The organism is Mesorhizobium sp. EU05-FHT14A09 (assembly GCF_058790995.1).
In genome coordinates, this window is record NZ_JBYTDF010000001.1 from 1,002,944 (window position 1) to 1,027,282 (window position 24,339).

Below are 24,339 nucleotides of genomic sequence, written 5' to 3' on the forward strand. Positions count from 1 at the left end.
GCGAGCGGAAAGCGATGTCGACGGTGCCGCAAACGGACAGAAATCAGAACCCGCCCGTGCCAGGCAAACGGGTGCGCGTTCGCGATTTCATGGCGAGGGACGGGGTAGTCCTCGACAGCCCCGATGATCGCCTTGCCGAAGAGGACACGCTGATCGAAGGCAGGCTGCTGCATCAGGAATTGCGCAGCGGCCTCTTCCTGCACGGTGGCGATGTCGTCGAGGAGCGGATGTTCACCGTGACTTCCCACCTCAAGGAAGGCTTGTCCTGCATCATCTTCCTCGATGGGCAGGTCGATCTCGACATTGGTGACCGCCATTTCGAATTCAAGGGAGATCCGCGAAGCGCCATGCGTGGCAGCGCCATCATGAGCGTCAACTCGGAAAGTTTCCGGCGCGCCTCGCGCGGCCGACAGCACGTGCGCCACCTGGTGATTTCCGCCACCCCGGAATGGTTCGATCGCGACGGCATGGAGGAGATGCAGGACGCCAGGCTGGCAGGCCGCTTCCTCAAGGATCATCTCGCGCATCATGCCTGGACGCTGACGCCGCGCGTCATCGACCTCGTCCAGCAGGTCATGGCGCCTTCGGGGCTCTCCCCGGCGCTGCACAGGCTGTATCTGGAGGGGCGTGCCATCGAGATCATCCTCGAGACGCTCGCCGCCGTCACGCAGTCCGGGCGCCGGCCCTCGTCGGGCGAGGGCATCGCACGCCAGGATCTCGTCCGCCTGCAGCGGGCGAAGGAACTCATCGACAATCGTCCAGGTGGTGCGCTGAGCGTGGAGATGATTGCGCGTGCTGCCGGTATCAGCGCCAGCGGCCTGCAGCGGCTGTTCCGCCAGGCGGAAGGGACAAGCGTCTTCGAGTATATCCGCGATCGGCGGCTGGAACGCGCATTCATCGCGCTGCAGGCCGGTGAAGTGACCGTTCAGGGTGCCGCCGACATGGCCGGCTACACCAGCCCTGCCAACTTCGCGACCGCCTTCCGTCGCCGGTTCGGCGTGACGCCGCGGGAACTCCTGCCTTCTCGGCAATGACGGGGGCGGCTTCTACAGCCGTTGCCAGCGATCAGTCGACGACCGCTTCCGCCTCGATTTCGACCTCGTAGTCGCCGATCAGGTCGCCGGCCGCGATCATGGTGTTGGCCGGCTTGATTTCACCAAAGACACGGCCATGCGCCCGGGATACCGGTTCCCATTGTGAAGCGTCGCGAAGATAGATGCGCGTGCGCACGACATTCTCAGTACGGCCACCGAGTGCCGAGATCGACGCCAGGATCTTGTCGAGGATGTAGGTGGTCTGCGCCCCGGCATCGCCGGGGGCAACGCAACGGTCGGCGCCATGGGTGGCGGTCGTTCCGGACACGCGGATCGTATCCTTGACCCGAACGGCGCGGCTGAAACCGGCAATGGGCTCCCAGATGCTGCCGGAAGAGACGCGCGAACGCCCCGGCCGTCCCGGAACCGGCTCGGCCACATAGACCGAGGGCAGGGCGTCGAGATGATGACTGAGATCGCCGGAAGCCGTCAGGAACGGCGGGCGGCGATATTCGTCGCCGCAATCGCCGGGTATCGGCAACGTGCCGGCGAAAGCGGCTTCAAGCCGGGCGTTGTCTTCATCGTCCAGTGCGAAGGAGAAGACTTTCAGATTGTCGTCACGATGTTCGCTCTCACCGAGACGCGCACCGATGATGGCGGCTGCGACGGATTGATGTCCCAGCACCCAGCCTGTCGCGACATTGGAGATCGAGACCTTGTGCTTGCGGGCGATTTCGCTTGCCGCCGCGAGCACGCCCTGGAAGGCCTGCCAGCCGCCGGCAGTGTCGATGAAACGCTTGTATTTCGAACGGCTCCAGTCTGGAATCGACGCTGGCTCCGACGCGCCCAGCCATTTGTCGGAAAGAAAACCGCCGCACAGGGTTCCGTAGGCGAACAACCTCACGCCACCGCGTGCGCAGAGTTCGGAAAGCGCTCCGGCAGCGCGGCGGTCGATCAGGGAGAAGGAGACCTGATTGGAAGCAAGCGGGATGCCGTCGGCTAGCGCCAGGGCCAGGTGCGCGGCATCGAAATTGGTGACGCCGATCGCTCCGATCAGGCCTTCCTGCCTGAGCTGCGCCATTTCATGCAAAGCATCCAGCCATGCCGGATGTTCGAAGCTCCACCAGTGGAACTGCAGCAGGTCGACTTTGGGGACGCCGAGCCGATCGAGACGTTGCTGAACACCCTTGCGGACGACTTCGGCGGTCATCGGTCCGGGCTCCGGACACCATTTGGTGAAGGCCAGCGGCCGTTTGCCTCCCGGATAGCGAGCCAGCAGGCGCCCGGTGATGATTTCGGCGCTGCCGTAGTGGTCGGCCATGTCGAACGTGTCGAACCCTGCCTCGGCATAGGCCTGCAGAGCATCGGCCGCTTGCGCCGGGTCGAGTGTCGTGCCGCCCTTCTCGATGTCGGCGACCTGCCACAGCCCGCACAGCAGCCGGCTGATGTCCAGCCCGGCCAAAGTGGTGCGCTCGGGAGTGATTGGCATTTCGGCCTCGCTCAGGAATTCGGAGGAGTGAGTTTGGATGCGGTCCGGCGTCCCGGTTTGAGGCGGGCGAGATGGCGTGAAACCACACGCTCCTCGCCGAGAATGCCGCGCGGGCGCAACAACAGGATCGCGCAGAGACCAACGCCGATCAAAACGATCCGCAATGCGGCGGCGCGAGCCTGCTGATCCGGCGGGAACAGGGACGCGATGGCGCCCGCCGAGGCTGCCCAGATGCCCCAGACCAGGATCGCCCCGAGGATGGCGCCGCGGTTGTTGCCGGAGCCACCAACGATCAGCATGGCCCAGACCTGGAAGGTCAGCAGCGGCACGTAGTTGTCGGGCGCGATGAAACCGACGAAATGGGCCTGGGCAGCACCTGCCAGCCCCATGATGGCGCCGCCGATCGCGAAGGCCTGCAGGCGGAAGCGGGTGGCGTTCTTGCCGAGCGCCAGTGCCGCGGTCTCGTCTTCCCGGATGGCGCGAAGGACGCGGCCCCAGGGGCTGCGCAACAAATGTTCGAGTGCGAGGTAGAGCAGGGCCACCACCACGATCAGCACCCCGAGATTGAGCAGGCTGAACGCCAGCGGGTCGCCGGCAAGGCTGGCGAACGGCCTTGGAATGAAACCAATGCCGAAGGGGCCGCCGGTGATGCCTTGCAGGTTGAGAGCGACGAGCTGCACTGTCACCGCCACGCCGAAGGTGGCGATGGCGAGATAATCGGCACGCAACCGGATCGTCAGCCAGCCGACCAGGAACGAAGCAAAGCCTGTGGCAAGGGCCGCGCCCAGCCAGCCGACGAGGATAGGCAGGCCGAAGCCGCCGAAGCGATCCGGCGTGTCGGGCGTGGTGAGCAGCGCCGAGACATAGGCGCCGATGGCGACGAAGCCGGCGACACCGACATTGAACAGGCCGGTCTGCCCCCACTGTACATTGAGGCCGAGGCACATGACGGCGTAAGTCAGCGCCATGGTCAGGAAGAAGGCGATGTAGGCAACGAGTTCGATGCTCATTCCGCCCTCCCGAACAGACCTTGCGGGCGCAGCAGCAAGACGAAGACAAGGATCATGAAGGCGACGGCCGCGCGCCACTCGGCGCCGATCAATTGCACGCCGAGCGCCTCGGCAAGACCGACGATCAGGCCTGCCACCATTGCGCCGGGCACGCTGCCGATGCCGCCGAGGATGGCGGCGGCAAACAGCGGCAGCAGCAGGTCGAAACCCATATAGGGGCGGATCTGCACCAGCAGGCCAGCCATGACACCGGCGATGCAGGCAAGCCCGGCGCCGAGCACCCAGACGGTGCGGATAACCTTGCGGACATCGATGCCGGCGACACCGGCCAACTGCTGGTTCTCGCTCACCGCGCGCATGGAGCGGCCGATCGCGGTGCGGGTCAGCAGGACGTGGACGGCGACGACGAGGAGCCCGGCGAGCACCAGCGACAGAAGCTGGTCGGGTGTTGCGCGTAAACCGCCGCCGAGCGGCAGCGCGATCTGCAACGCCTTGGAGAAATAGGCGGGTTTCGAGGTGAAAAGGAATTCGAGCAGGCTGCGCAACGCCAGCGAGGCGCCGAAGCTTGCCATGACCATGATGATGATGGCGCTGCGGCGCTTGCGCAGCGGACCGAACAGCAACGCGTCGACCAGCAGCGCCAGCATTGCCGTCAGCGCGACGGCGACGAGCACTGCAAGCGGCAGCGACCAGCCGAACGAGAAGGGGCCGATCGGCCTGAACAGCGCTCCCGACAGCGAACCGAGCAGGCCGCTCGTCGCAAGCGCCAGATATGCTCCCCAGCTGATCATCTCGCCATGCGCGAAATTGGCGAAACGCAGGATGGAGTAGGTGAGCGTGATGCCGATGGCGCCGAGCCCGATCATCGCACCGACGATGATGCCGTCCATGATCAGCTGCGGATTCATGGTGTCGCCGCCTTTCCCGCATGACGAGCGCCGAGATAGAGTTCGGCGACGATCGGGTCTTCCGCCAGTGTCGCTGCCGGCCCCTCATGGCGCAGCTGCCCTTCGACGAGGATCGCGGCGCGATCCGCGATGGCCAACGCTGCCTTCACGTTCTGCTCGACCAGAATGATGGTGACGCCGGTATCGTTGATCGCCTTCAATTGCGCGAACACCTCCTGCACCACCTTGGGCGAAAGGCCGGCCGAGGGCTCGTCCAGGATCAGCACGCTTGGCTCGACGATCAGGGCGCGCGCCACCGCCAGCATCTGGCGCTGGCCACCCGAAAGCTGGCCGGCCCGCAGAGACGGTCGCGCCGCAAGATCGGGGAACATCGCATAGAGGTCTGCAACGCGGCGGCTGCGCCTTTCCTTCGGCAGCACGTTCGCGGCCAGCAGCAGATTGTCGTTGATCGACATGGTCGCGAAGATGTTTTCGGTCTGCGGCACGAAGGCGAGGCCATGCCTGATCTTTTCATGCGTCGGCACGGCGGTGATGTCGAAATCGCCAAGCAGGGTGGAACCGGAGTGGATCGGCACCAGTCCGGCGATCGCCTTGACGAAGGTGGACTTGCCGGCGCCGTTGGGGCCGAGAACGATCACCAGCTCGCCGCTGCGGATCGAGAAGTCGACACCACGCACGATCGGCAGGTCGGGTTCGTAGCCGGCGACCAGAGCTCGGGTCGAAAGCGCAATGGGTAGGCTCATGCCGCGACCTCGCCGAGATAGGCTTCGATCACGGTGCGGTTGCGCGAAACTTCGTCGGGCGTGCCTTCCGTCAGCAATTTCCCAGCGGCCATGACGACGACGCGGCCACACAAGCGGGCGACCATGTCCATGTTGTGCTCGATCAGCAGGATCGATTTGCCCTGGTTGTTTAGCTCGAGCACGCGATCGATGATGAGTTCCAGCAGCGTCGGGTTGACGCCGGCGGCGGGTTCGTCGAGCAGGATGGTTTCCGGATCCGCCATCAGCACGCGGGCCAGCTCCAGGAGTTTTCGCTGTCCGCCCGACAGCACCCGCGCCGGTTCTGTTTCCAATCCGGTCAGCTTGACGAAATCCAGCAAGGCGCGTGCCTTCTCGACGGCTTGACGCTCTTCTGCGGCGACACGGCCAGGCTGGAGAAAGTTCTTCCATATGCGTTCGCCGGACTGCCTCTGGCTGCCGGTCAGGACATTTTCCAGCACTGTCATTTCAGCAAAGGGGCGCGGGATCTGGAAGGTGCGTCCGACGCCGCGTGCGATGCGTCGCTCGGGACGCTCCTGCGCCACCTCGACGCCACCAATGCGGATCGAGCCGGATGTCGGGTTCAGGCTGCCCGCGATGAGATTGAAAAGGGTGGTTTTGCCGGCGCCGTTCGGACCGATCAGTCCCACCATCTCGCCGCGCTGCAGCGTGATCGACATGCGATCGACGGCGCGCAGGCCGCCAAATTGCTTGACGAGGTCACGCGCTTCGACGAGCGCGCTGCGCGGGGTATCTGAACTGGTATCTGCGACAGGCTGCATCGTGGCCAATCGATTATTTTTGATCTGTGATGTTTGATCAAACTTTACATCAAGGCAAATTGCAACTACGAAAATGCGTACTGGCCTGAGGTGTCCGACTTCGAATGGTGGACGAAATGCCTGATCGCGAAATCCGTGGAATTTGCCTGAAACCGCACGCGGGAGCCGTGGCATGAGCCGCCGTGGCGCGCTGTCTCCGGTCGTGCGCGAGACGTTGCACGACCGTGTCTATGCAGAGCTGCGTCGCTCGCTGATCCACGGCATGTTCGACGCCGGCGAGATGATGCGCATCGTCGACCTTGCCCAGACGCTGGAGACCAGCACGATGCCGGTTCGCGAGGCGCTCGGCCGTCTCGTTTCCGAGCAGGCGCTGGAAGCGCTGCCGAACAGGTCCGTGCGGGTGCCGTTGATCACGCGCGAGAGGCTGGAGGATCTCGCCCGCGCGCGCTGTCTGATCGAAGGGCAGATGACCGCGCTGGCCTTGCCCCATCTCGAAGCTGCCGATTTCGTCGAACTCAGGCGATTGACCTCGGCCTGCGAGGCGGCCTTCGCCAGCAACGACCGTGACAAGGCGCACAAGACCTCGGAACTCAATCACGCCTTTCATTTCTACATCTACCGGGCGGCCGGCTCGGCGGTGCTGATCCCCATCGTGGAAAGCCTGTGGCTGCAGTCGGGGCCTTATGTCCGCACGGCAGCACAGATCCATGACGAGAATCGCGACATCCCGGCCACGCATCATCATTGGGCCCTGATCGAAGCGCTGGAGCGCCGCGACGTCGCGGGCTCGGTCAAGGCGCTGACCGACGACATCACCCGGTCGTTCAACCTGATCCGCGGCCGCCTCGACGATGATGAGGCCGATGCGCGGGAGCTGCGACATGGCTGAGAGACACGACGATTCCTTCGAGCTTTTCGATCTGCGCGTCGAGGTGACCGCGCCGGAAGGCGGCGCGATCTATTGCGGCGCCAAGGTCGGCGACTATTTCGAGATGCGCGGCGAGATGCTGCATCTGCCGGCAGGGCAGGGTTTCTCCATCTATTCGCTGGCGGCGCTGCTGCCGCTGCTGCCGGCCAAGCAACGGCCGACCCACAGGAACGACTGGATGACGACCGACGCCGAGGTGGCTTGTCCGGATCCCAATTGCAGCTCGCGTTTCCGCATCACGCGAACCGGCCTGCGCCGCTTCAGCCATGCCGAAACCACGGCCGTACCGCTGAAAGACGATTGAGCGAAAAGCATGCAGAGAACCAGACTTGCGCCGGACTATGAGATTTCGCGGGTCATCCGCGGCGGCTGGCAGATGGCCAGCGGCCACGGCGCCGCGTCGAGCGACGATCCCATCGCCGACATGATCGCTTTTGCCGATGCCGGCATCACCACCTTCGATTGCGCCGATATCTATACCGGCGTCGAGGAACTGATCGGCCGTTTCCGCCTGCGCTACCGGGACGAGCGCGGGCAGGAGGCCCTCAGCCGCATCAAGGTGCATACCAAGTTCGTCCCCGATCTCGATATCCTGCAGCGTATCACCAAAGCTTATGTCGAGAGCGTCATCGACCAGTCGTTGCGGCGGCTCAACCTCGACCGGCTCGATCTGGTTCAGTTCCACTGGTGGGACTACGCGGCGCCGCGCTGGCAGGAAACCGCTGGCTGGCTGGACGAGTTGCGACAGGCCGGCAAGATCGACCGGATCGGCGGTACCAATTTCGACACCGATCGCGTCGAGGCGATCGTCGGCGCAGGCGTCCCGCTGACTTCGATGCAAGTGCAGTATTCGCTGCTCGATACCCGCCCGGCGAAGCGGATGGCTGCGCTCGCGGCGGAAAAGGGCATTGCCTTTCTGTGCTATGGCACCGTTGCCGGCGGCTTCCTCGGTGACCGCTGGCTCGGCACGGCTGAGCCTGTCGAACCTTATGAAAACCGGTCGCTGGTCAAATACAAACTGATAATCGACGATTTCGGCGGCTGGGATCTGTTCCAGGCGCTGTTGCGCAGCTTGCGTGCGGTGGCGGACCGGCATGACGTCGACATCGCCACCATCGCCAGCGCTGCAATGCTGTCGCGGCCTTCGGTGGCAGCCGTCATCGTCGGCGCGCGCAGCCGGGCCCATCTTGCCTCGAACCTTGCGATTTCGAGCATCGCCCTGACCGACCAGGATCAGCAGCAGATCGCCGCTGTGCTCGATCAGGCGCGGCAGATCGAAGGCGACGTCTATACGCTCGAGCGCGATCGCCACGGCCGCCATGGCGCGATCATGAAATACAACCTCAACAAGGGGGCTGCCTGAACGAAGGCAGCCGCTTCGCAGACCAACGAGGCCGTGTCGGGAGCTCGGCCATAACAAAGGGGAGTACAATGAAGAAACATCTGTTCGCCACCACCATGCTCGTGGCGTTGGCCGCCTCGGCGGTGCCGTCACTTGCCGCCGATTGCGACATCACCGTCGGCCTCGTCATGGAATTGACCGGCCCTGCCGGCGAATACGGCCAGGCCGGCGCAAAATCCGTCGAAATGGCTTTCCGTGATTTCAATGAGGCTGGCGGCGTCGGCGGCTGCAAGCTGGTCACCGATACACGCGACAGCCAGAGCCAGGGCAATGTCGCCGTCGATCAGGCGACGCAGCTCGTCAACATCAAGAAAGTGCCGGTGGTGATCGGCGGCATCATCTCGTCGGTCTCGATTCCGATCCTGACTTCGGTGACCGCGCCGGCAGGCATCGTGCAGGTGTCGCCAGCGTCGTCTTCGCCGACGCTGACCGCGCTCGGCAAGGATGGCAAGACCAACGGGGTGTTCTTCCGCACCATCACCTCCGATGCGCTGCAAGGGACCGCTGCAGCCAAATACGCGATCGACCAGGGCCTGAAGAAGCTCGCCATCATCCACGTCAACAACGACTTCGGCGTCAACATGGTCAAGGAATTCGCCGACGCGTACAAGAAGCTGGGCGGCACGATCACCTCGACGACGCCCTACAACGAAAAGCAGGCGAGCTATTCAGCCGAGGCCAGCGCCGCGATGACCGGCGAACCGGAAGCGCTTTATCTGGTCAGCTATCCGGTCGACGGCGCGACGATCGCACGCGCCTGGATCTCGGGCGGCGGCGCGCAGAAATTTCTGCTCAACGATGGCATGAATTCCGCCGAGTTCATCGATGCGGTCGGCGCGCAATATCTCAACGAGGCCTATGGCACTTCGTCGGGCACCAGCAAGACGGCGTCGACCGACTATTTCTATGGCGCCTATGAGGCTTTCTCCGGCGGCATCAAGCCTGATGCGCCTGCCGCCGACCGTTCCTACGATGCCGGCGCGATCGTGGCGCTGGCCATCGCCAAGGCAGGCAAGAGCGACGCCGCCGCGATCAAGGCCGCCATTCCGGAAGTGGTCTCTGTCAAGGGCGAGCCGATCCACGCCGGCAAGGAAGAGTTCGCCAAGGCACTGGCCCTGATCAAGGACGGCAAGCCGGTGAAATATGAAGGTGTCATCGGTCCGGTTTCCTTCGACCAGTACGGCGATATCACCGGTCCGTTCCGGCTTTGGAAGGTCAAGGACGGCAAGGTCGAGACGGTTGGCGAGATGAGCGCCGACGAGGTCGCCAAGACCAAGGCGGAAATTCAGAAATAGAATCGACGTCTTGTCATGGAAGCTCTTGGCCCGTTCTTCAGTCCGAAACGGCGGACGGGCCAAGTTTTTGGGCGATTAACCGGCCGCGCCTGATTAGGCCGGCGGCACGAACGAAAGGACCAATTCTTAGCGAAACAGCCTGGGAATTTGACCGAATAGACGCTCGCGGGAAAATCTTAAAGTTCTAACTTGCGGGACCTTGATCTGATCATGACTGTGGAGCAGTATGCGCGCCGCAGCAGTATTCATTTATTGAATTAAACATGATCAAAGGCGATCAAAGCACAACGCGCGCGTTGAACAGGCGGCTGGTTCTCAATTGCCTGCGCCGCGAGGGCGGACTCAGTCGCGTTGAAATCGCGGCCATGACCGGCCTCAGCCCCGCTGCGGTCACCGGGGTCACCGCTGAACTCATCAACGAAGGCATGCTCGTCGAAGGAAAGGGCATGCAAAGCACCGGTGGGCGCAAGCCCATCCCGCTCAACATCGACTATCAGCAGCATTGGTCGATCGGCTTCAAGCTCATGCCTGACAGGGTGGAGGGCACGCTGACGGATCTTTCGACGCGACCGATCAGGACATGCAAGGTGCCTTTGGCCAGCCATGATCCCGAGGCGGTTGCCGCTGCGGTGGAAACCGGTGTGGCCGTGCTGCAGAAGGAAAATGCGAATGCGCGAAAGCTTGTCGGCATCGGTGTTGCCATGCCGGGGCTTATCGACGTGAATCGCGGGGTCTGCCTGGAATTCCATGACTTCGGCTGGAATAATGTGCCTGTTGCCGATTTGATCACGGCGCGCATCAGCGTTCCGGTCTGGGTGGAAAACGACGTCAATGCCTTCGCCATCGCCCAGCACTTGTTCGGATACGGGCGCACACGTGGGTCTGCCCTGGTGCTTGTGATAAGCGCCGGCGTTGGGGCTGCGCTGATCTTCAATGGCCAGATCCATCGTGGTGCGCGCTTCGCGGCGGGTGAAATCGGCTTCGTGCACCCGGACAGGAATGGTGGGGCGACGAGTGATCGGCTGAGCTGGAACCGGCGCCTTTCGGTATCGGGAATCCTAAGAGGATGGCGGGAGCTGCGGGAGGGAGAGACGGGCGACGATTTGCTGGCCGCGGCTGAAAACGGTGACCCGCTGGCAGTGACCTATCTGGGTAAGATCGGCCGTGAGATCGGCGAACGGCTGGTCGGCATGATCGATCTCATCGATCCTGAGGTCGTCGTTGTCGGCGGCGAGGCGGTGCGGTTCGGCAAGGCCTTGATCGATCCTCTCGCCAGGGCGGTAAGCGAGAATTCCTTCGGGCCGCCGCCGCCGCTGGAGGTGGACTGGGACAACAATGTCTGGCTGCGTGGCGCGTCCGCGCTCGCCATCCAGAAGTTCTTCGATTTTGAAAGCGCGGCCGGGCATCAGCGGAAACTGGCCAACTGACCGTTACGGCCTCATCCCGATTGCGAGCCGTCAGCCGCCGCGCTCGATATGTGCGAGTGCGGTTCGCAATTGCGCGGAAAGTTCCGGGTCCTGCACAATACCCGCCGCGTCGAGATTGCGCCCCAGCAAGGGCAATGTGATCGACGCTTCTTCGATCAGCCGTGCCGACATGGTCTGCAATGTAAGCCGCAAGGCCGCGTCGGCATGCGTCGATCGCTGCGAGGCGTTGATGACGGCAACCGGCTTGTCCGGGAATTCGAAGCTCGAGACCAGCCAGTCCAGCGCATTCTTCATGACGCCGGCGACGCCGCGTGCATATTCAGGGCTGCAGATGAGCAGGGCATCAGCGCCGCCAACGGCTTCCCGCAGCCTCGACACCGGTGAGGGCGGCGTTTCCGTATCCCTGTCCGGATTGAAATGGGGCAGCGCTTCCAGCCCGTCGAAGATCGTGATTTCAAGCGATTGCGGCGCGAGCATCTGTGCCGCCTGGAGCACGGAAAGATTGGAGGAGCGAGCCCGCAGGCTGCCGCAGATGGCAAGGATATTCATCGTCTTCTCGTCTATGCCACACGCAGTTGGCAGCGGTACCGGGAATCGAAATCGACACAGTCTATCGCACGGATCTTCTTGATGGTCCTGTCTCGTCCTGCCGCCCGGCGCGCCGGTCCTCGCTCGAAGGGGATCTTATTCGCCTATCGAATGACCTGTTTCCAAAAGATCGCTTTGCCCAACAATCGTGCGAGCAAATACTGGGTCATCCCGGCGGACCACAGGTTGCTTGAGGTCTCGACACAAGGTGGCTTCGTAGATGTTTGTCCATATCATCCTGGCGAAACAGACCGCCGAATCCATTGAGCACTTCGAGCGTGCCGTGCGGGCGTATCCCCAAGTTCTGGAGTGTTTCGCGATCATCGGCAATGCGGACTACCACTTGAAAATCGACGCATCTGATCTCGACCAGTACGAAACCCTCCGCGAGAGCATCCTCAGTCGCCTTCCGGGCGTTCGCAGCATCAAGGTCAATGTCCCGATCCGGCGCATCGCGATACGCGCCGAACCGGGCAGCTGATATGCTGTTGCTATTGGATCTTTTCGCCTTCAACTTCCTCAAGGAGCCAGTTCCGAAACGCTAACAGCGGTGCGTAGTTGCCGCGCTCCGATGGATGCGCGAAATAGTATCGATCCTTGCCAGGCACGGCTTCGGACAGTGCTGGCATTAATTGTCCTGCGGCAAGTTCTTCCCTGATGAGGAAGGTTGGCACCAGAGCCAGCCCAAGCCCGTTGCGCGCTGCGCGGATCAGCATCTCGAACAGGTCGAACATCATGCCGTGGATGCCGTCTGCCTGGTTTCCATGACCCTCGAGCCAGCGCTCCCATGCGTCTGGCCTGGAAAGCAGGATCAGAAGAGGCGCCTTGCGAATATCCTGCGGCTTGCGGAATTCATGCCGTGCCACAAGATCGGGTGATCCAACCGGTAGGACGCTTTCGCCGAACAGGGGCGACATCGTGGCGCCCGGCCATTCGGCTTTGCCGAAATGAATGGCGGCATCGATCGAATCCAGATTGAAGTCGAACGGGGTAGAGCGGGTAAAGAAGTTGATGTTGATGCCAGGATAACGCGCCACGAAGCGCGGTAGCCGGGCGGCAAGCCATCGGGTGCCGAAGGTCGGCAAGATGCCCAGATTGAGCGTGCCGCCAAGCGGGTTGGCCCGAATGTTCAACGAAGCCGTGCTGACGCGGCGCAGGGCCTCGCGTATGTCGCGTGCGTAGCTTTGCCCCGCCAGCGTCAATCGGATGCTCTGTTTCTCGCGCACGAAAAGCTCGAGCCCCAACCGCTCCTCAAGTGTCTTGATCTGACGGCTGACTGCACTTTGGGTCAGGCTGAGTTCTCGCGCAGCATTGGAAATGCTGCCCGTTCGCGCGGCGGCTTCGAAGGCGTGGAGCTCGTGGGTCGGCGGCAGGAGGCGTCTGGGAATCTGCATGCTTATTCCATCTTGGAATGACCTATCCCCCTTTTATTGATTTCCTCGACTGATCTTTCAAGGGAGAGTTTCGGGTGTTGCAACCCGATCCCGGACCAGCGCACTCAACCCGTTCGGAGTGATCTCTCCATGTCCACGCTCCCATCGTCCGTAAATGTCGATCCTTTCCTGTTCTCCCTGACCCAGTTGGAGGATGCCGCGCGCGTCGTCCGAAAGGCGCTTGCCGCGACACCGCAGATCGCCTGGCCCCTCCTTGCCGAGAGAAGCGGGGCGCACGTGGTTTGGGTCAAGCATGAGAACCATTTGCCGACCAGCGCCTTCAAGGTGCGCGGCGGCCTGGTTCTCGCCGATGCGCTCAAGAAGGGTGTCTATGGCGAGGTGCCGAAGGGCATCGTTACCGCGACCGTGGGCAATCATGGATTGAGCCAGGCTTTCGCCGGCCGACAGGCCGGCTTCCGCGTTACCATCGTCGTTCCGGAGAACAACAACCCGGAGAAAAACAAGGCCCTGAAGGCCATGGGGGTGGATCTGATAGAAGCGGGGCACGACTACAGCGCCGCTTATGACATCTCCCTCGAAATCGCCAAGGAGCGCGGCCTGTTCCTGGTCGAGCCATTTCTGCCCGAATTGATGCGAGGCGTTGCCACCTATTCGTTCGAACTGTTCAATTCCGTGCCGGACCTCGATACCGTCTACGTCCCCATAGGCATGGGCTCGGGGATTTGCGGCATGATCCGCACCCGTGACCTGCTCGGCCTCAAGACCAGGATTGTCGGGGTCGTTTCCGAAAATGCTGCCGCGCACGCGCTCTCGTTCAAGGCGGGTGAGGTGGTCACGACAGACAGCGCCAACACGTTCGCTGACGGTGTGGCTGTCCGGATCCCCAAACCCGAACCGGTCGCCATCATCCGGCAGGGCGCCGAGCGCATCGTGGAAGTAAGCGATGGGGCCATCGAGGAGGCGATACGCGCCTTCCACGAGGACACACACAACATGGCGGAAGGTGCGGGCGCGATCGGCCTCGCGGCCTTGCTTGGCGAGCGCGAAAAAATGCGGGGCAAGAAGGTTGGCCTCGTCCTTAGCGGCGCCAACATCCGCCGGCCGCTGCTGGCCAAAATCCTCGCCAACTGACAGCGCTCTTCGGAATTGCGGCAGGAAAAGCCTGAACCATCATCACTTTGATCAACGGACAAGGAGATTGAACATGACTGGCCTGATCGAGGCGCGCCTCGCTGAACTCAAGATCGAATTGCCTCAGGCGGCAGCGCCTGTCGCCAACTACGTACCTTTCGCGGTGACCGGAAACCAGGTCCATACCGCCGGGCAGGTTTCACGCTGGAATGGCGAGTTCCTCCATGTCGGGACCGTCGGGAAAGACGTTTCCGTCGAGGATGCCTACAGGGCTGCACGCATATGCGGGCTTAACATCATTGCCCAGGTCCAGGCTGCCGTCGGCGATCTCGACCGGGTGAGACGTTGCGTGAAACTGAATGTCTTCGTCCGTTCCGACGACAATTTCACCGAACAGCCGAAAGTCGCCAACGGCGCCTCTGACCTGATGGTCGAGGTTTTCGGCGATGCCGGCCGGCATGCCCGCTCCGCCATCGGCGTGAAGCAATTGCCGTTTGGCGTATCGGTGGAAATCGACGCCGTATTCGAGTTCGCGTGAAGCGCGTCAAAGCCGGGGGCAAGGGGCGGTTAAATGGTTGGACTGAAGGTTACACCGCGTGGGTTATGGGAGGTGACCGCGCCGCCGGCGCCATCTCTCGTCGCGCTTGTGCAGACGGTTCAAGCTGACGTCGTCATCGTCGGCGCAGGCGTGACAGGCCTTGCCGCGGCACTTGAGCTTGCCAGCCACGGTGCCGATGTCGTCGTTGTTGAAGCCAACGATCCGGGCTCTGGCGCGATTGGGCGAAGTTCCGGGTTGGTCAACGCCGGAATGTGGATCCCGCCCGAGCAGGTGCGGTCCATCTTGGGCCGGGACCATGGAGATCGGCTGCTGCACGCATTGGGCGAGGCGCCAAGGGATCTTTTCGCGCTGATCGACAAATATGGAATTGCCTGTGACCCCGAAAGGGCTGGGACTCTACAATGTGCCGTCGGTGCGAACGGCCTGAAAGCAATAGAGGAACGTGCCAGATCGTGGCGAGGGATCGGCGCCGACGTCGAACTGCTTGATGCCGAGCAGACGCGGATGCGTATCGGGGCAGCCTGCTATCGTAGCGCGCTGCTCGATCGACGGACGGGAACCGTCCAGCCGCTTGCCTATGTTCGAGGCCTCGCACGTGCTGCCGTGGCGGCCGGGGCGCGGATCTTTATCCATTCGCGGGCTACAGGTTTCGAGTCGGCGCCAGGCCGTTGGTGCGTGCGGACCACCGAGGGCGAAGTCGTTGCCGACAGGGTTCTGATAGCAACCGATACCTATGCAATGTCGGACGACTTCGATCTCAAATCCGAATTCGTGAACTTGCCTTATTTCAACATCGCGACGCGCCCTCTAACTCAAGGGGAACTCGCTTCGGTACTGCCATCGCGGCAGGCGATCACCGACACGAGAAAGGTTCTCAGTTCTTATCGTCTCGATCGCGACGGTCGCCTGATCATCGGCAGCGTTGGGGCGCTTTCCGGGGGCGGCCGTTCTGCGCATGTGGCCTGGGCAAGTCGGGCAATCAACAGGCTTTTCCCGCATCTTGGGCAGGTCAGCCTGGATTTCGGCTGGTATGGCGCGATCGGCATGACGGACACTCATCTGCCGGCGATCCATGAACCCGCCCCGGGTATTCTCAGCGCCGGCGGCTACAACGGTCGCGGCATTGCCGCTGGAACCCTCTTTGGTCGCGAAATCGCGCAGTATTTCCTAGGCCGCCGCCACGCACGGGAGCTACCCGTGCCGATTTCCGTGGTGCGCCGAGCCAAGCACAAATACGTGCGTGGCATTTTCTACGAGTGGGGCGCACGCATGGTTCACTTTGCTGACAGGCTCCAAGTGAGAAGAAATCAAACCCAAACCGCAGCCAGCAGCAGGGCGGAAAGGTAGAGACCGACGCCGAAGGAGAAATGCGCCATCAGGCTGCGCAGTCGGGCCACGGTTGGCTTGGGTGTCCGCGAAGCGGCGATGCCGGCGCCGAAAGCGGGCTGCATCACAAAGAACGGGGCCACCACACCGGCAATGCCGACCGCGAGAGCGGGCAGGGGAGTTGGGTGGTGGATCCAGTCCAGGCCTGTAACCAACATCAGCAGAGCGGCGAACGCGATGCCGATGGCGTAGTGTGCCACCCACCCGATCGCCGCCTCTCCCGGAATGGTGGCGGCCTGCCCGATATTGGCATGTGCGAAGCGCCCTCTTGGAAAATGGCCGATCCAGCGCCCGACCCAGGCATAGTCGAGGGAAGGAATGCCGAAAGCGCGTTTCAGGAACAGCGCCCACAAATCCATCACCACCGTTGCCCCGACGCCGAGCGCGATGGTGCGCAGGGCAAACTCCAAACCGTTGTCCATCATACACTCCTGGCAACCATGATTGGCCGTACATAACGGTCAATGGAAAAACATTCAATGGATTGATTGAATGATTGTGTGATGCTAGAACGCACTCATGACAGACAGTGACAGCCATCATCCCATCTTCGACCTGTCGGCCGACATTGCCCGCACGCTCGGGCATGCGCATCGACTTGTGCTGCTCAATCATATCGCGGAGGGCGAGAAGGCAGTGGAGCGGCTGACGGAGCTGACCGGACTTGGTGTCGCCAACACGTCCCAGCACCTTCAACACCTGAAGCGCGCTGGCCTCGTGCAGACAAGGCGGGACGGCAAGCGAGTGCTTTACCGGCTGGCGAGCGGGCCGATCGAAACGGTGCTGGCGGCATTGCGCACCCTGGCCGAACACAACAACGCGCAGTTGCGCGACCTGATCGAAGGCGGCGCATCGAGCGCGGCGCGGCTCGAGAACATTTCCCGCGAAGAGCTCATTCGACGTTTGCAGGAAGATTCTATCGTGCTGCTCGATGTTCGGCCCGTAGACGAGTTCGCAACGGGTCGTCTGCCGGGCGCGATCAACATTCCGGTTGAGGAACTCGAATTGCGACTGGCGGAACTGCCGCGCGACAGGCTGGTCGTCGCCTATTGTCGAGGTGTTCGCTGCGTCTTGTCGGGTGAGGCGCTGGCGATCCTGCGGACGCATGGCTGGGTGGCGCGTCGTTTCGAGGACGGCATTTCAGACTGGCTCGGTGCCGGCCTGAACGTTGAAGGCGGGCACTACAACAGCGGTTGACGGTCCGCAGCGACCGAACCGCCTTTTCCAGAAACTGGACTGCAGGCTCGCGCGAGCGGGCCACGGACTTCTGCGTTCTATGAAAGGAACTGAAATGACGACCTCACCGGTGGCAAGACCCGGTCTTGCCTTCACGATGCTGGCTTTCGTGCAGTGTTCGCTGATCTTCACGATTGCATTGATCATGGTGCCACTGCCGAAGATCGCGGCCGAGTTCAACCTTGCTCCTACGGACGTGCTCCTGCTGCAGGTTGCCTATGGCCTGCCTTTCAGCGGCTTGCTCCTGTTTGGCGGCCGGCTGGCAGATCGTTATGGCGGCAGGCGCATGTTCGTGCTTGGCCTTGTCCTGTTCGCCGCCGCCTCCGTTGTTGCTGCGATGGCCCCGAGCTACGGGATACTGGCGGCGATGCGTTTCTTCGAGGGCGTTGGCGGCGCGATGATCGCGCCCGCCGCGATGTCGGTGCTGCACAGGCTGTTTCCAGGCCCGCGGGACTTCGGCCAGGCCATGGCGACATGGGGCGGCGTTTCGGTTCTTGGAGCCATTCTCGGTTTCGTGGCCTCGGGCATCGTCACGACATGGGTGTCGTGGCGTTTCATGTTTGCGGTGCCGATCCTGGTTGCGCTGATCGCCCTGATCACAAGCGGCGTGCTGCTGCCGCAGGATGGTGAGGCCGCCGCCGCCGAGAGGCCACGTCTCGATCCGCTCGGCGCGTTGTTGGCGACGGCAGGAATCGTTGTCGGCAGCTATGGTCTGATCATGACGGGTGACTATTCCTGGACGTCCATGCCGGTGCTGGCGCCACTGGCCGCTTCCGCGATCCTGCTCTCGGTGTTCTTCGCCGTGGAAGCAAAGACGCGCGATGCCTTGCTGCCACCAGCTTTTCTTGTCGATCCTTGCCGTATCACGGGGCTGCTCGGCATGATGCTGGCTGCCGTCGGTTCAATTGCCATCGAATACATCCTGTCGCTCTATCTTCAGCAGGTGCGTGGCTGGGCACCGCTCGCGACGACGCTGGCTTTCCTGCCCTTTGCCGTCGTCCTCATTGTCACCAACCATCTTTCGCCGGCTCTGGTTGGCCGTTTCGGTGCCGCACAGACGACCATCGGCGGTCTCATCGTCGGAGCGCTCGGGTTGGGGCTGCTTGCCGGGCTTGCCGGAGACACCAGCTATGTCGTCGGCTTGATGCCCGGAACCATCCTGGTCGCCATTGGCATGTCGCTGATGTTCTCAGGCTCGGCCGTGCTGTCCATGACGAATGTGCCGCTGCGCCAGGCAGGCCTGGCCGGCGGCGTCATGAACACGGCGATGGAACTGGGGCCGACGGTCGGGCTGGCGGTACTGATGTCGGTCGCCGCGACCCAGGCCGATGTGGTGCGTGGTTATGGCTGGGCGTTCGGCATCGCGTGCCTGCTCTACATCGTGCTGGCACTTGTCGCGGCCCGTTCCAGCAGGCAGGGAGCCTGTGCTGCCGTCGCGCACGGCTGATTGGCGCGAAAGCACCGGGCGACGCGACTACCGACTGGGCTTCGAGCCGACCGGATGGTCGCTTTGCGCGCTCTCTTTGGGCACATGCGTGTAGTCCGGTGAGTTGGCGCCATAGAGGTCGTTTTCGGCGATCTCCCGCCATTGCGCATCGACGTCTTCAGGCGCCGATGCCTTGGCCCTGTCGTGGCGCGCAAGGCGCCGCACCCAGCGCGGCATCATCTGTCCGAACAGGCTGGCCGTGTGTGACATCGAAATGCTCCTCCTGTTATCGTCGCCCGGCGGCGACGCATCTCATGTCATTGCCCGCCAACGCTCCGGCAGGCTGACGACGTTGGTGGTTTCGATGGGCTCGCGTGATCCGACGAGCTCGACTTCGGCCCGCTTGCGCAGGCGTGCTGCGTCGAGGAGCATGCTGCCGGCCCAGCGATAGACGTTGTTGTCGCGTACGATCTCGCGCATGCGGTGCATGCGATCGCGCTGCTCATCGGACGTCATCGTCAGCGCATGCCGCAGCGTTTCCCCCATCGTGGCGGCATCGAAGGGATTGACGATCATTGCCTCCAGCAACTCCTTGGACGCGCCTGCGAACATCGAGAGGATCAGCACGCCCTGTTCGTCGTCGCGCGCCGCGACGAACTCCTTGGCAACGAGGTTCATGCCGTCATGGAGGCTGGTGACCATGCAGACATCGGCCGCGCGATAGATCTCGTAGACCCGCTGTCGCGTGTGGTGTTCAGCGACGAACAGCACGGGGGTGTAGCCATCAGAGCCATAGCGCTGGTTGATCTCGTCCGCACAGTGCTCGCATTCGCGGTGCAGTTTCTCATAATCGGGCAGGGTGCCGCGGCTCGGTGCCGCGATCTGCAGGAACGTCACTTTGCCGATCCATTCGGGGTGTCGCTCGAACAATTCGCCCAATGCGCGGAACCGATCGACGATGCCTTTGGTATAGTCGAGCCGCTCCACACCCACGCACAGCTTTACGTCGTCGGCAATGCCGAACTGGGTCCGGATGCGCTCCCGACACTGTGCGACAGCCGGAACCTTGCCCAACTGCGCCGGCGGCCATTCGATCGAAATCGGATAGGCGTGAACCAGACTGATCTGACCCTGATAAGAGATCGCCGCGTCTTCGCGCTCGATGCGCGTCTCGAGGAACCGGTCGACGCTTTCGATGAAGTTGTTGCAATGGAATTGCGTGTGGAAGCCGATGATGGAACTGCCCAGCAGCCCGTCCAGGATGCGTTCGCGCCAGGGACAGATGCTGAAGACTTCCGAGTTCGGCCAGGGGATGTGCCAGAAGGTGATGATGATCGCGTCCGGCAACTGCTCTCGCAGCATGCGCGGCAGCAGTGCGAAATGATAGTCCTGGACCAGCACGATCGGCCGTTCGTTGCGGGCTTCGGCAACGACGGCATCGGCGAATTTTCGGTTGACGCTCTCATAGGTTTCCCAGTCAGACGCCCGGAAGTTCGGCCGGGTGAACGCGATGTGGCAGAGCGGCCAGAGCCCTTCATTCGCAAAGCCCAGATAGTAGCCTGCATGCTCTGCTTCGTTCAGCCAGACACGGCGAAGCACATAGGAGGGGGCATCGGGCGGTACGGCGACACGATCATGTTCGTCGACGGTAAGATGGTCCGCCGAACCACCGCCATAGGCGATCCAGGTGCCGGCACAGGCGCGCGTGATCGGCTCGAGCGCTGAAACCAGTCCGCTTGCCGGCACAACCAGCTCAACATCGTCGTCTCTGAAATTGTGGATGTACGGCTCGCGGTTGGAAACCACGATCACCTGGGCTTCGGGTAGCTCGGTGGCGAGAATCTTGCGAAGCGTGTCGGGCGACCATTTGACCAGCGCAGCGTCTGCCGAATGACCGTTCTTCTCAAATTCCCGCAGCAGTGTCCGCACCGTATCAGGGGTGGTGTCGGGAGGGGCGGAGGGGCGTCTGGACTTGCCGGACCGCATCAACGCTGCGGTGAGCGCTAAACCCGCCAGACAGAAGGTCGCCAGAACTGCAAACCACAGGACTGGAAGCGAGTTCGCGAAATCGCTGGTTGTCATAAATGGTTCTGCTTCCGACCGGGCAGTCGGTTGCATCTCCCGTGTTTCGAGAAGAATTGCCTGCGCTGCAGGTATGGTGTCCAACGCGACGTTGGCGCGATGGTTCCGGTTTTCAACTGCGCACGATCAACGGCACGAGCCCTTCATGCTGATCGGCAAGGAACGCACCGATGCGATCGCCGACGCGCTGAAAGGTGAGGTCGACGGCGACGGTTCCGACCTGGAGGTGACGGATCGTCAAATTGTCGATGCCGATCGGCAGGCGAGGGTGGGTCACTTCGATGGTGCCTGTCCATCCATCCACGTGAAGGCCGAGGCAGGTCTGCATCAGCATGAAGGCCGCTCCGGCGGACCAGGCTTGCGGCAGACAGGCGACCGGGTAGGCGATCGGCGCTTCGCCCGGCGCGCGCGTGAAGCCGCAGAAAAGCTCGGGCAACCTCATATTGAAATGCACTGCTGCCTCGAATGTGCCGCTGGTCAGCCGAACCACGTCTTCGCGAATGCCATAGCGGGCAAGTCCAGCGGTGCAGATTGCGGTGTCATGCGGCCAGATCGATCCGTTGTGATAGGACATCGGATTGAAGAACACGGCATCATCAGCGAGCGTGCGCAGCCCCCAGCCCGAATGAAATGACGCCGACAGCAATTGCTCTGCCACTTTTGCCGCGCGTTCCGCACGTGGCAGGCCGACATAAAGCAGATGCCCTGCATTGGAGGTGCGCACCCGGCACGGCTCACCGTCGCCGTCCAGCGCAAGCGCGTAGTAGTTGATATCGTCCATCCAGAATCGTTCCTCCACCCGGTCGCGCAATGCGTCAGCGAGAAGCCTCCACTGTTTGGCCTGTTCCGCTTCATCGCGGCGTTCGGCAAGGCCGGCCAATGCACGCAGTGCAGCAAAAACGTAACCTTGCACTTCCACGAGAGCGATGGGCCCCTTGGGGATGCGTCCGTCGGCGTGGAAGACGGAATCGTAGCTGTCTTTCCAACCCTGGTTGGCCAGGCCGGAGGCTGCGGCGCGTTGATAGGTCACGAAGCCTGTGGCCTTGGACGCATCGATCATCCAGTCAGCGGCTGCTACCAGTGAGGGCCAGAGCCGGTCGATGAAATCCATATCGCCGGTCCTGTCGGCATAGGAACAGGCGAGCAGGATGTAGAGCGGCGTCGTGTCGACGCCGCCATAGTAGCGCCCGAAGGGCAGCTCGCTGAGCGCCACCATCTCGCCCTTGCGGGTCTCATGCATGATCTTGCCCGGCTGGGCATCACTGAACGAGGATGTCTCCGTGGCCTGGTGCTGCGCGAGAAAGGCCAGCACGCCGCGCGCCAGTCCCGGATTAAGCCAGAGCATCTGCAGCGCTGAAACCACCCCGTCACGACCGAAGGCTGTCGAAAACCAGGGGATGCCGGCATATGGGTAAGGCCCGGTTTCGAGTTCCGTGGTCAACAGCGCGACGTCGGCGCGCGCTCGATTGATCCAGTCATTGAACACGCGGCCGGAACTGTGAACCGTGGCGCCATGGCGCCGCTTGGCGCGCATGGCGAACCGCGCACGTGCTGCGGCGGCTCGAAACCGTTCTCGATCGGGTGCCGCCACATGGGTGCCCACTTCGACATAAAGCGTCTGTTTGCCGCGCCTCGGAATGGTCAGGAAGAAATCGGCCTGGTCCGGCATCAACTGGTCCGGCATTTGCGAGAACGAGATCGCTGAAATCCGCTCGACGCTGTCGAGGCCCTGATAGCGCAGCACGATGGAGTTCTGCCCTGCCTCGGCAAGATGCGCGATGCCGCGCTTCTGCCGAACGGTACCTCGCACTTCGAACATGTCGCGGAAATCGGCGGCAAACCGGAGCGATAGAACGATGGCGGACTGCTCCTGGCCATAATTCGAGAGCGTTAGCCGCTCGTAGAGCCTGTCCTCCCAGATCAGCCGTACCCGTTCGATATGGATCGCCCCTTGCCGAATCTCCTTTCCGTCCATGGTCTTGACCGGCAGGTTGGTGAGGTTGGTAGAAAAGAGCACATTGTCCTGGCTCAGCGAAGCGCCAAGCAGGGAAGTCGAACGTCCGCCGACGGTGAGCCGAAACTCCGACAACATGCGCATGTCGTCGCGGAAGAAGCCGTCGCCAACTCCGCGTATATCGCCATAGGCGTCGGCGACGGCAAAACTGTCGCCATGCTTCAAGGCAAACAGGCGGTGCGGCTCTCGCGGCGCCGCTTCGTCGAGCGATGCCAAGGCGATGGCTGGATCGAGCTTGTGCTCATCGAGCGGTACGGTGTTCAATGGATTGCTCCAAGGGGATTTTCGCTGCGGGCGGCATGCCTGGTGTCTTTCGGGGAGGCGATCAACTGCCGGTAGGCGGTCACATAGTCCCCGGCCATGCGCGATGCCGAAAACCGCTCTTCGAAGGTGGTGCGGACGCGGCGCCGGTCGAGTGACAACAGGCCCGGCATTGTTGCCACGGCGTCTTCCATGGTCTCGACCAGGATGCCGGTTACGCCATGGTCGACCACCTCTGGCAGGGCGCCGCAACTCCAGGCCATCACTGGTGTGCCGCACGCCATAGCTTCGATGGCTGCCAGCCCGAAGGGTTCCGGCCAATCGATCGGGAACAGAAGCCCCGCGGCGTTGCCGAGGAAATCGTTCTTGGCATGCTCCGGGATCTCACCGACATATTCGATCTGATCGCCGTCGATCAGTGGCTCAACCACCTCGGCGAAATAGTCGCGATCGCCGTCGCCAATCTTGGCCGCCAGCTTCAGCTTGAGCCCGGTGCGGCGGGCGATCTCGATGGCTCGATCCGGCCGCTTGTCACGGGAAAGTCTGCCGAGGAACGCCAGGTAGGTGCTGCTCGTGCCGGCTTCGGAGTTGAGCGTGTACAGGTCTGGCGGGATGCCGTGATGGATGGTGGCAAGCCAATTGGCATCCGGCAGCCCGGTTTTCTGGCTTTGCGAAATCGAGATCATCGGGAATTGCGCAAACCGCGCATAGGCAGGTGCCAGGTCGGCATAGTCGAGCCGGCCATGTGGCGTCGTCACCGTTCGCTGCGCCATGGCGTCGAAGAACGGGAAATGCAGGAAGTGGCTGAGGTGGAAATGAATGATGTCGAATTCGTCGGCTCGCGCCTTGACGTCGTGCAGCATGGAAAGATGGGCGGCGATTTCCGACTTCAGCGGATTGGGATCGAGCCTTAGCGCCCGCTCGCGCCCCGCCACCAATGTCGCCGATGTCTTAGCATCTCCGGCGGCAAACAGGGTGACATCGTGACCGAGGTCGACAAGGGCTTCGGTCAGGTAGGAAATGATGCGTTCTGTGCCGCCGTAAAGTCGTGGCGGGACGGACTCAAAAAGCGGTGCGACATGGGCAATTTTCATGGCCCGGCAATCCTCCTATGGGTCGGTGATGGAAGCCAAATGCATCAGCGTCGGGATCGTTCCGACATTCATCCTCGACGCGGGCATCCTCGACGCGGGCATCGTCGATGCGGGGAATTGAATTGCCATGCG

At 62.5% G+C, this 24,339-nt stretch carries 25 protein-coding genes; 13 read left to right on the forward strand and 12 right to left on the reverse strand.

Annotated features, from left to right (window positions below):
- The first annotated feature begins 56 nt into the window (after nucleotides 1-56).
- On the forward strand, nucleotides 57-1,034 hold the full coding sequence (locus AC3WTO_RS04625; RefSeq protein ID WP_492459501.1) for a helix-turn-helix transcriptional regulator: 978 nt from the start codon (nucleotides 57-59) through the stop codon (nucleotides 1,032-1,034).
- 31 nt (nucleotides 1,035-1,065) lie between these two features.
- Here the strand turns inward: AC3WTO_RS04625 and AC3WTO_RS04630 are convergent, their stop codons facing one another.
- From AC3WTO_RS04630 to AC3WTO_RS04650, 5 genes are read right to left on the reverse strand one after another with little or no spacing between them, the layout of a single operon-like run.
- The gene (locus tag AC3WTO_RS04630; protein WP_492459502.1) at nucleotides 1,066-2,523 is read right to left on the reverse strand and encodes an aldo/keto reductase; all 1,458 of its coding nucleotides are present in this window, start codon (nucleotides 2,521-2,523) and stop codon (nucleotides 1,066-1,068) included.
- Between the two features lie 11 nt (nucleotides 2,524-2,534).
- Nucleotides 2,535-3,533: a branched-chain amino acid ABC transporter permease gene (locus tag AC3WTO_RS04635; protein WP_492459503.1), complete on the reverse strand. Its 999-nt coding sequence runs from the start codon at nucleotides 3,531-3,533 to the stop codon at nucleotides 2,535-2,537.
- Nucleotides 3,530-4,441 carry a branched-chain amino acid ABC transporter permease gene (locus AC3WTO_RS04640; RefSeq protein WP_492459504.1) on the reverse strand — a complete coding sequence of 304 codons (912 nt, stop codon included), beginning with the start codon at nucleotides 4,439-4,441 and terminating at the stop codon, nucleotides 3,530-3,532. The genes AC3WTO_RS04635 and AC3WTO_RS04640 overlap by 4 nt, the downstream gene beginning before the upstream one ends.
- A complete protein-coding gene (locus tag AC3WTO_RS04645; RefSeq protein ID WP_492459505.1) occupies nucleotides 4,438-5,184 on the reverse strand; it encodes a branched-chain amino acid ABC transporter ATP-binding protein in 747 nt (248 codons plus the stop codon). Before AC3WTO_RS04645 ends, AC3WTO_RS04640 begins: the two co-directional genes overlap by 4 nt.
- Nucleotides 5,181-5,984 (reverse strand): ABC transporter ATP-binding protein, encoded by an 804-nt coding sequence (locus tag AC3WTO_RS04650; RefSeq protein ID WP_492459506.1) that lies wholly within the window; start codon nucleotides 5,982-5,984, stop codon nucleotides 5,181-5,183. Before AC3WTO_RS04650 ends, AC3WTO_RS04645 begins: the two co-directional genes overlap by 4 nt.
- Before the next feature lie 172 nt (nucleotides 5,985-6,156).
- Here AC3WTO_RS04650 and AC3WTO_RS04655 point away from each other — a divergent pair, with 172 nt between their 5' ends.
- The 5 genes from AC3WTO_RS04655 (at nucleotide 6,157) to AC3WTO_RS04675 (ending at nucleotide 11,036) form a co-directional block, all read left to right on the forward strand.
- Nucleotides 6,157-6,873 carry a GntR family transcriptional regulator gene (locus AC3WTO_RS04655; RefSeq protein WP_492459507.1) on the forward strand — a complete coding sequence of 239 codons (717 nt, stop codon included), beginning with the start codon at nucleotides 6,157-6,159 and terminating at the stop codon, nucleotides 6,871-6,873.
- The gene (locus AC3WTO_RS04660) at nucleotides 6,866-7,216 is read left to right on the forward strand and encodes a TIGR04076 family protein (RefSeq protein ID WP_492459508.1); all 351 of its coding nucleotides are present in this window, start codon (nucleotides 6,866-6,868) and stop codon (nucleotides 7,214-7,216) included. Before AC3WTO_RS04655 ends, AC3WTO_RS04660 begins: the two co-directional genes overlap by 8 nt.
- Before the next feature lie 9 nt (nucleotides 7,217-7,225).
- Complete coding sequence (locus AC3WTO_RS04665) at nucleotides 7,226-8,275, forward strand: aldo/keto reductase (protein WP_492459509.1); 1,050 nt, start codon at nucleotides 7,226-7,228, stop codon at nucleotides 8,273-8,275.
- Between the two features lie 68 nt (nucleotides 8,276-8,343).
- Entirely contained in the window at nucleotides 8,344-9,609 is a 1,266-nt protein-coding gene (locus tag AC3WTO_RS04670; RefSeq protein ID WP_492459510.1) for an ABC transporter substrate-binding protein, read from the forward strand.
- A gap of 263 nt (nucleotides 9,610-9,872) precedes the next feature.
- Nucleotides 9,873-11,036, forward strand: a complete 1,164-nt coding sequence (locus tag AC3WTO_RS04675; protein ID WP_492459511.1) for an ROK family transcriptional regulator — start codon at nucleotides 9,873-9,875, stop codon at nucleotides 11,034-11,036.
- Nucleotides 11,037-11,066: 30 nt separating this feature from the next.
- Here the strand turns inward: AC3WTO_RS04675 and AC3WTO_RS04680 are convergent, their stop codons facing one another.
- Entirely contained in the window at nucleotides 11,067-11,585 is a 519-nt protein-coding gene (locus AC3WTO_RS04680; RefSeq protein ID WP_492459512.1) for an NADPH-dependent FMN reductase, read from the reverse strand.
- A 259-nt stretch (nucleotides 11,586-11,844) separates the two neighbouring features.
- Between AC3WTO_RS04680 and AC3WTO_RS04685 the strand changes: the two genes are divergently transcribed.
- A complete protein-coding gene (locus AC3WTO_RS04685; RefSeq protein ID WP_492459513.1) occupies nucleotides 11,845-12,105 on the forward strand; it encodes an Lrp/AsnC ligand binding domain-containing protein in 261 nt (86 codons plus the stop codon).
- A 10-nt stretch (nucleotides 12,106-12,115) separates the two neighbouring features.
- Here the strand turns inward: AC3WTO_RS04685 and AC3WTO_RS04690 are convergent, their stop codons facing one another.
- Nucleotides 12,116-13,018, reverse strand: coding sequence for a LysR substrate-binding domain-containing protein (locus AC3WTO_RS04690; RefSeq protein WP_492459514.1), 903 nt, complete (start codon nucleotides 13,016-13,018; stop codon nucleotides 12,116-12,118).
- Between the two features lie 129 nt (nucleotides 13,019-13,147).
- On the opposite strand from AC3WTO_RS04690, the gene AC3WTO_RS04695 reads away from it, so the two are divergent.
- From AC3WTO_RS04695 to AC3WTO_RS04705, 3 genes are all read left to right on the forward strand, one after another.
- Complete coding sequence (locus AC3WTO_RS04695) at nucleotides 13,148-14,149, forward strand: threonine dehydratase (RefSeq protein WP_492459515.1); 1,002 nt, start codon at nucleotides 13,148-13,150, stop codon at nucleotides 14,147-14,149.
- Nucleotides 14,150-14,222: 73 nt separating this feature from the next.
- Nucleotides 14,223-14,687, forward strand: coding sequence for a RidA family protein (locus tag AC3WTO_RS04700; RefSeq protein ID WP_492459516.1), 465 nt, complete (start codon nucleotides 14,223-14,225; stop codon nucleotides 14,685-14,687).
- Between the two features lie 33 nt (nucleotides 14,688-14,720).
- A complete protein-coding gene (locus AC3WTO_RS04705) occupies nucleotides 14,721-16,055 on the forward strand; it encodes an NAD(P)/FAD-dependent oxidoreductase (RefSeq protein WP_492459517.1) in 1,335 nt (444 codons plus the stop codon).
- On the opposite strand, the gene AC3WTO_RS04710 is transcribed toward AC3WTO_RS04705, so the two are convergent.
- Complete coding sequence (locus AC3WTO_RS04710) at nucleotides 16,016-16,516, reverse strand: DUF2938 domain-containing protein (RefSeq protein WP_492459518.1); 501 nt, start codon at nucleotides 16,514-16,516, stop codon at nucleotides 16,016-16,018. The two genes, AC3WTO_RS04705 and AC3WTO_RS04710, sit on opposite strands and share 40 nt — an antisense overlap.
- A gap of 97 nt (nucleotides 16,517-16,613) precedes the next feature.
- On the opposite strand from AC3WTO_RS04710, the gene AC3WTO_RS04715 reads away from it, so the two are divergent.
- Together AC3WTO_RS04715 and AC3WTO_RS04720 are read left to right on the forward strand one after the other, a co-directional pair.
- The gene (locus tag AC3WTO_RS04715; protein WP_492459519.1) at nucleotides 16,614-17,291 is read left to right on the forward strand and encodes an ArsR/SmtB family transcription factor; all 678 of its coding nucleotides are present in this window, start codon (nucleotides 16,614-16,616) and stop codon (nucleotides 17,289-17,291) included.
- Between the two features lie 94 nt (nucleotides 17,292-17,385).
- The gene (locus tag AC3WTO_RS04720) at nucleotides 17,386-18,777 is read left to right on the forward strand and encodes an MFS transporter (RefSeq protein WP_492459520.1); all 1,392 of its coding nucleotides are present in this window, start codon (nucleotides 17,386-17,388) and stop codon (nucleotides 18,775-18,777) included.
- 27 nt (nucleotides 18,778-18,804) lie between these two features.
- Here the strand turns inward: AC3WTO_RS04720 and AC3WTO_RS04725 are convergent, their stop codons facing one another.
- The 4 genes from AC3WTO_RS04725 to AC3WTO_RS04740 all read right to left on the reverse strand — a co-directional run bounded on the left by AC3WTO_RS04725 (nucleotide 18,805) and on the right by AC3WTO_RS04740 (nucleotide 24,207).
- Entirely contained in the window at nucleotides 18,805-19,026 is a 222-nt protein-coding gene (locus tag AC3WTO_RS04725) for a hypothetical protein (RefSeq protein ID WP_492459521.1), read from the reverse strand.
- Between the two features lie 42 nt (nucleotides 19,027-19,068).
- On the reverse strand, nucleotides 19,069-20,838 hold the full coding sequence (locus AC3WTO_RS04730) for an alpha,alpha-trehalose-phosphate synthase (UDP-forming) (RefSeq protein WP_492459522.1): 1,770 nt from the start codon (nucleotides 20,836-20,838) through the stop codon (nucleotides 19,069-19,071).
- Nucleotides 20,839-20,950: 112 nt separating this feature from the next.
- The gene (locus tag AC3WTO_RS04735) at nucleotides 20,951-23,116 is read right to left on the reverse strand and encodes an amylo-alpha-1,6-glucosidase (RefSeq protein ID WP_492459523.1); all 2,166 of its coding nucleotides are present in this window, start codon (nucleotides 23,114-23,116) and stop codon (nucleotides 20,951-20,953) included.
- Nucleotides 23,113-24,207 (reverse strand): glycosyltransferase family 4 protein, encoded by a 1,095-nt coding sequence (locus AC3WTO_RS04740; protein WP_492459524.1) that lies wholly within the window; start codon nucleotides 24,205-24,207, stop codon nucleotides 23,113-23,115. Before AC3WTO_RS04740 ends, AC3WTO_RS04735 begins: the two co-directional genes overlap by 4 nt.
- On the opposite strand from AC3WTO_RS04740, the gene AC3WTO_RS04745 reads away from it, so the two are divergent.
- The gene (locus tag AC3WTO_RS04745) at nucleotides 24,206-24,328 is read left to right on the forward strand and encodes a hypothetical protein (RefSeq protein WP_492459525.1); all 123 of its coding nucleotides are present in this window, start codon (nucleotides 24,206-24,208) and stop codon (nucleotides 24,326-24,328) included. The genes AC3WTO_RS04740 and AC3WTO_RS04745 overlap by 2 nt on opposite strands.
- The last annotated feature ends 11 nt before the right edge of the window (nucleotides 24,329-24,339 follow it).